Source organism: Enterobacter sp. 296B2 (assembly GCF_034106185.1).
Taxonomy (GTDB): domain Bacteria; phylum Pseudomonadota; class Gammaproteobacteria; order Enterobacterales; family Enterobacteriaceae; genus Enterobacter; species Enterobacter cloacae_N.
This window is the reverse complement of record NZ_JAWNCA010000062.1, coordinates 1-6,403: the sequence shown is the minus strand read 5'-3', so window position 1 is coordinate 6,403 and position 6,403 is coordinate 1. Positions and strand designations below refer to the sequence as shown.

The 6,403-nt window shown below is 58.6% G+C and carries 5 protein-coding genes; 4 read left to right on the top strand and 1 reads right to left on the bottom strand.

What is annotated here, in order from left to right; genetic code table 11:
• The first annotated feature begins 198 nt into the window (after positions 1–198).
• On the top strand, positions 199–2,220 hold the full coding sequence (locus URZ40_RS22940; protein ID WP_320721240.1) for an NADPH-dependent 2,4-dienoyl-CoA reductase: 2,022 nt from the start codon (positions 199–201) through the stop codon (positions 2,218–2,220).
• Here the strand turns inward: URZ40_RS22940 and rlmG are convergent.
• The gene (gene rlmG, locus URZ40_RS22935) at positions 2,217–3,353 is read right to left on the bottom strand and encodes a 23S rRNA (guanine(1835)-N(2))-methyltransferase RlmG (RefSeq protein WP_320721239.1); all 1,137 of its coding nucleotides are present in this window, start codon (positions 3,351–3,353) and stop codon (positions 2,217–2,219) included. The genes URZ40_RS22940 and rlmG overlap by 4 nt on opposite strands.
• Positions 3,354–3,436: 83 nt before the next feature.
• Here rlmG and URZ40_RS22930 point away from each other — a divergent pair, with 83 nt between their 5' ends.
• The 3 genes from URZ40_RS22930 to URZ40_RS22920 all read left to right on the top strand — a co-directional run bounded on the left by URZ40_RS22930 (position 3,437) and on the right by URZ40_RS22920 (position 6,229).
• Positions 3,437–3,940 carry a YgjP-like metallopeptidase domain-containing protein gene (locus URZ40_RS22930; protein ID WP_302220140.1) on the top strand — a complete coding sequence of 168 codons (504 nt, stop codon included), beginning with the start codon at positions 3,437–3,439 and terminating at the stop codon, positions 3,938–3,940.
• A gap of 70 nt (positions 3,941–4,010) precedes the next feature.
• Positions 4,011–5,009, top strand: a complete 999-nt coding sequence (locus URZ40_RS22925; protein ID WP_320721237.1) for a Gfo/Idh/MocA family oxidoreductase — start codon at positions 4,011–4,013, stop codon at positions 5,007–5,009.
• Positions 5,010–5,260: 251 nt separating this feature from the next.
• A complete protein-coding gene (locus URZ40_RS22920; protein WP_116342180.1) occupies positions 5,261–6,229 on the top strand; it encodes a TerC family protein in 969 nt (322 codons plus the stop codon).
• The last annotated feature ends 174 nt before the right edge of the window (positions 6,230–6,403 follow it).

Sequence of the window (6,403 nt, the reverse complement as noted above, 5' to 3'; positions counted from 1 at the left end):
TCGTAAAACAGCCGTGGCGCGTTTTTATTAACCCCCCCGCCGTCCAGCCCCCTCCCCCGACGGGGTTGTGGGTTTGGTTGTGGGGCATTATTTGAATCCCATCACAATCACCGCATTCCCCTTTTCCCTTTTACTCCCCGCTGGCTAAATTAGTAACTCATCCGACCACATAACAATAATTTTACACTGGAAGAGACTATGAGCCGCTACCCGTCGTTATTCGCCCCTCTCGATCTGGGGTTCACCACACTCAAAAACCGCGTGTTGATGGGGTCGATGCACACCGGGCTGGAGGAGCATCCGGACGGGGCCGAGCGTCTGGCAGCCTTCTATGCCGAGCGCGCCCGCCACGGGGTGGCGCTGATTGTCACCGGCGGCGTGGCCCCTGCGCCTTCCGGTGTGGGCATGGAGGGCGGCGCGGTCCTGAACGATGCGTCACAGCTGCCGCACCACCGCATTGTGACCGAGGCGGTACACCGAGAGGGCGGTAAAATCGCCCTGCAAATCCTGCACACCGGACGCTACAGCTATCAGCCGAACCTGGTCGCGCCGTCGGCTCTTCAGGCTCCGATTAACCGTTTTAAACCTCACGCCCTGACCCACGACGAGATCCTGGCGCTGATCGACGACTTCGCCCGCTGCGCGGCGCTGGCGCGCGAGGCGGGCTACGACGGCGTTGAGGTGATGGGTTCAGAAGGCTACCTGATCAACGAGTTCCTCGCCGCCCGCACCAACCAGCGCGACGACGAATGGGGCGGCGACTATGCCCGCCGGATGCGCTTTGCCGTGGAGGTGGTGCGCGCGGTGCGCGAACGCGCGGGCGCAGACTTTATTATCATCTTCCGCCTGTCGATGCTCGACCTGGTAGAGGGCGGCGGCACGTTCGACGAAACCGTGCAGCTGGCGCAGGCGATTGAAGCAGCAGGTGCCACGATTATCAACACAGGCATTGGCTGGCACGAGGCGCGCATCCCGACCATCGCCACGCCGGTGCCGCGCGCGGCGTTCAGCTGGGTGACGCGGAAGCTGAAAGGCAAAGTGTCCGTTCCGCTGGTCACCACTAACCGCATTAACGACCCGCAGGTGGCGGACGATGTGATCTCACGCGGCGACGCCGATATGGTGTCGATGGCGCGGCCGTTCCTCGCGGATGCCGAACTGCTGTCTAAAGCGCAAAGCGGCCGGGCGGATGAGATCAACACCTGCATCGGCTGTAACCAGGCCTGTCTGGATCAGATCTTCGTCGGGAAGGTCACCTCCTGTCTGGTTAACCCGCGCGCCTGTCATGAAACCAAAATGCCGGTGGTTCCGGCGGTCAATAAAAAACGCCTGGCCGTCGTGGGCGCTGGCCCCGCAGGGCTGGCGTTTGCGGTGAACGCCGCCTCGCGCGGGCACAGCGTGACGCTGTTTGATGCGCTGGCGGAGATTGGCGGTCAGTTTAATATCGCCAAACAGATCCCCGGCAAAGAAGAGTTCTATGAAACGCTGCGCTACTACCGCCGGATGATTGAGCTGACAGGCGTCGAGCTGCGGCTTAACCAGTTTGTAAATGCGGCGGATCTGATCGGTTTCGATGAGGTGATCCTGGCGAGCGGGATCGTACCGCGAACGCCTGCGATCGAAGGTATCGATCATCCGAAGGTGTTGAGCTATCTGGATGTATTGCGAGACAAAACGCCGGTTGGCGAGAAGGTGGCGATTATCGGCTGCGGCGGGATCGGCTTTGATACCGCCATGTATTTAAGCCAGCCGGGCGAGGCCACCAGCCAGAACATCGCCGAGTTTTGCGTAGAATGGGGCATTGATACCAGCCTGAGCCAGTCCGGCGGATTACGGCCGGAAGGACCGCAGCTGCCGAAAAGCCCGCGCCAGATCGTGATGCTCCAGCGTAAGGCCAGCAAGCCGGGTGAAGGGCTGGGCAAAACCACGGGCTGGATCCACCGCGCCACCCTGCTCTCGCGCGGAGTGAAGATGATCCCGGCGGTGAGCTACCAGAAGATCGACGACGATGGGCTGCATGTGCTGATCGGTGGTGAACCGCAGCTGCTGCGCGTGGATCATGTGATTTTGTGCGCCGGACAGGAGCCAAAGCGCGATCTGGCCGATCCGCTGCGCGAAGCGGGTAAAACGGTGCATTTGATCGGCGGGTGCAACGTGGCGATGGAGCTGGATGCGCGGCGGGCGATTGCGCAGGGCACCCAGCTTGCACTGGTTATTTAGCGACGACGCCCCAGCTTCACCGCTTTCAGCACCACAAACTTGTTATTGGTCGCAATGGTGACGCAGTTGCCGAAAATCTTCTTCAGCTTGTGGAAGTAGTCCAGGTGGCGGTTCGCCACGATATACAGCTCGCCGTTGATTTTCAGGCAGCGTCGCGCGTGGTGGAACATCTCCCACGCGACGTTATCCGTCAGGGCGTGCTTCTGGTGGAACGGAGGGTTGCAGAACACGGCGTTGAAGCGGAAAGGCTCTACGCCGGAGAGCGCGTTGTTGATCATAAACTCGCAGCGATCCACCGCTTCCGGCATGTTGGTTTCCACGTTCAGACGGCTGGAGGCCACCGCCATCGGCGACTCGTCGCTGAACACCACGCTGGCTTCCGGGTTTTTCGCCAGCAGCGTCAGGCCAATTACGCCGTTGCCGCAGCCCAGATCGACGATTTCCCCTTCCAGGTTTTCTGGCAGGTGCTCCATAAAGAAACGCGCGCCGATATCCAGACCGGTGCGGGAGAAAACGTTCGCATGGTTGTGGATGGTCCAGTCGGTCCCTTCCAGCTTCCAGCTCAGCGTCTCCGGCGCGTCGGCCAGCTCCGGTGCGCTGAATGTGCAGTTGATCAGGCGCGCTTTTTTCCAGGCCAGTGTCGTGGTGGTTGGGCCAAGGACCTTCTCGAACAGCTCCAGCGTCGAGGTGTGAATATCGCGCGCTTTGGCACCCGCGATGATGCGGGTTTCCGGCGTCACGACCTTACGCAGCGCGCGCAGCTGCTGCTCCAGCAGCGCCATGGTTTTTGGCACTTTAATCAGAACCACGCCCGGTGCCTGCGGGTAGTCCGCGGTGCTGTCGAGGAACTTCACGCTGGACTCGTCGAGGTCGTTATGGCGCAGGTTTTCACGCGTTGCCAGCTCGCTTAAGTAGGAATCGCCGATGCTGTAAGGCGTGTGCTCCGCAAGGGCGCAGCCGAGCGCGCCAAACGCGTCATTCAGGATCAAAACCGGGCCGCGGATTTCAGTCTCATCCAACTGCTGCAGCAGATATTCATCCGCCGCTTCCCACGCCTGAAGCGGGTTAACGTCGTCCGTCTCCGGGAAACGTTTAAGGTTGAGTGAACGGAAACCGTTGTCTAAGTGGCTCATCGGCCCTCCTGAATGGTAAAATTTGGCGTATCCCTGAAAAGGGTGCGTGAGTATACCCGTTTTATTGTCGATTTGGGGCGTTGATGAACCAACTAACTTATCTCCAGGGCTACCCGGAGCATTTACTTTCTCAGGTTCGCACCCTGATTGCCGAGCAAAAGCTCGGCGCGGTACTGGAAAAACGCTATCCCGGCACGCACGATTTCGCGACCGATAAGGCCCTCTGGCAGTATACGCAGGATCTGAAAAACCGGTATCTGAAGAGCGCGCCGCCGATCAACAAGGTGATGTACGACAACAAGATCCACGTGCTAAAAAACGCGCTCGGCCTGCACACTGCGATTTCCCGCGTGCAGGGCGGCAAGCTGAAGGCGAAGGCCGAAATCCGCGTCGCGACGGTTTTCCGTAACGCGCCGGAAGCCTTTCTGCGGATGATCGTGGTCCATGAGCTGGCGCATCTGAAAGAGAAAGAGCACGACAAAGCGTTCTATTCCCTGTGCTGCCACATGGAGCCGCAGTACCATCAGCTGGAGTTTGACACCCGTTTGTGGCTTACGCATTTATCGTTAAATGGTAATGCGGAATAGCGCACTGGTTTTGCAATAATCCCGTGCTAAAGTGGCTTAAGGTTCCCCGCTACGGAGTACGTAAACGTTTATGATACGTTTCGCAGTCATTGGTACGAACTGGATCACGCGCCAGTTCGTCGACGCCGCCCACGAAACCGGCAAACTTAAACTCACCGCAGTTTACTCCCGCAGCCTTGAGCAGGCGCAGAGTTTTGCTAACGACTACCTCGTCGAACATCTCTTTACCTCCCTTGATGAGATGGCGCAAAGCGACGCCATTGACGCGATCTATATCGCCAGCCCGAACTCCCTGCACTTCCCGCAAACGGCGCTGTTTCTCAGCCATAAAAAGCATGTGATCTGCGAGAAGCCGCTGGCCTCGAATATTGAGGAAGTGGAAGCGGCCATTGCGCTTGCCCGCGAAAATCAGGTGGTGCTGTTCGAAGCATTCAAAACCGCAAGCCTGCCGAATTTCCTGCTGCTGCAGCAGTCCCTGCCGAAAATTGGCAAAGTGCGCAAAGCCTTTATCAACTACTGCCAGTATTCGTCGCGCTATCAGCGCTATCTCGACGGCGAAAACCCGAATACCTTTAATCCGGCCTTCTCAAACGGCTCCATCATGGACATTGGTTTTTACTGCCTGGCCTCTGCGGTCGCGCTGTGGGGCGAGCCGCACGGCGTCACGGCCACCGCCAGCCTGCTTGAGAGCGGCGTGGATGCGCACGGTTTGGTGGTGCTGGATTACGGTGATTTTAGCGTCACCCTGCAGCACTCCAAGGTGAGCGATTCCGTGTTGCCGAGCGAAATTCAGGGCGAAGCCGGGTCGCTGGTCATTGAGAAAATCTCCGAATGCCAGAAGGTGAGCTTTGTGCCGCGCGGCGGGAAAGCGCAGGAGCTGACGCAGCCTCAGCATATTAACACTATGCTCTATGAGGCAGAGGTCTTCGCCCGTCTGGTGGAAGACAACGAAGTGAATCACCCTGGCCTCGCGGTTAGCCGCACCACGGCGAAGCTGCAAACGGAGATCCGCCGCCAGACCGGCGTGGTGTTCCCGGCAGACGGCGTGAGCGCGGAAGCTATCGCGTAAAGGTGTGTAATGAAACGGCGCAGACCATTGACGAAACCAATGGTCTGACATATTTTGTTACCTGCAAAGGGGAGTAACTTCTTCGCCGGTGGATCGTCATTACGATGCGTGCAAAACCGCATCCGGTCGCCGGGCAACCTTCGTGGTTGTAAGTGAGACCTTGCCGGGAGGCGAGGTCTATGCATAAAAAGCTAACGGCTATCGTCTTCTGACCATAGCCGTTTTTGTTTTTTATGTGTAAGGAAAATAGTATGCATTCTGTCGGCACTCCAATGCTGTGGGGCGGATTCGCGGTTGTCGTGCTCATCATGCTGGCGATCGACCTCTTTTTGCAGGGTCGTCGCGGCGAGCACGGCATGAGCGTCAAGCAGGCCGCCGTCTGGTCGCTGGTGTGGGTTAGCCTCTCACTCCTTTTCTGCGCCGCCTTCTGGTGGTATCTGGCCTCGACCGAAGGCCGTGCGGTGGCCGATCCTCAGGCGCTCGCCTTCCTCACCGGCTATCTGATTGAAAAAGCCCTGGCGGTTGATAACGTCTTCGTCTGGCTGATGCTGTTCAGCTACTTTGCCGTGCCTGCGGCCCTGCAGCGCCGCGTGCTGGTATACGGCGTGCTGGGTGCCATTGTCCTGCGTACCATCATGATCTTCGCCGGCAGCTGGCTGATTACCCAGTTCGAATGGCTGCTGTACGTGTTCGGCGCGTTCCTGCTGTTCACCGGGGTCAAAATGGCGCTGGCGAAAGAAGACGATACCGGTATCGGCGATAAGCCGCTGGTGAAGTGGATCCGCGGCCATCTGCGCATGACCGACAAGATCGAGAGCGAGCACTTCTTCGTGCGTAAGAACGGCCTGCTGTTTGCTACCCCGCTGCTGCTGGTGCTGATTCTGGTCGAGCTGAGCGACGTGATTTTCGCCGTAGACAGCATCCCGGCAATCTTCGCGGTGACCACCGACCCGTTCATCGTGCTGACCTCTAACCTGTTTGCGATCCTCGGTCTGCGTGCCATGTACTTCCTGCTGGCAGGCGCGGCGGAGCGCTTCTCAATGCTGAAGTACGGCCTGTCGGTGATCCTGGTGTTTATCGGTATCAAGATGCTGATCGTCGATTTCTACCACATCCCGATCGCTATCTCGCTTGGCGTGGTGTTCGGCATTCTGCTGGTGACGCTGCTTATCAATACCTGGGTTAACCGCCAGCACGATAAGAAGCAGCAGGTGGAGTAAAACGTTCGGTGCGGGCTGATGCTCTCATCCCGACCCTCTCCCACAGGGCTGAGGGATCTCCACAAATTAATGCGAGCAGTGAACAATCCCCTCGCCCCTTTGGGGAGAGGGTTAGGGTGAGGGGGAACATACGGCTCTGGTGGTCATTCCGTTCACTTTATGTTCCTTGCTACT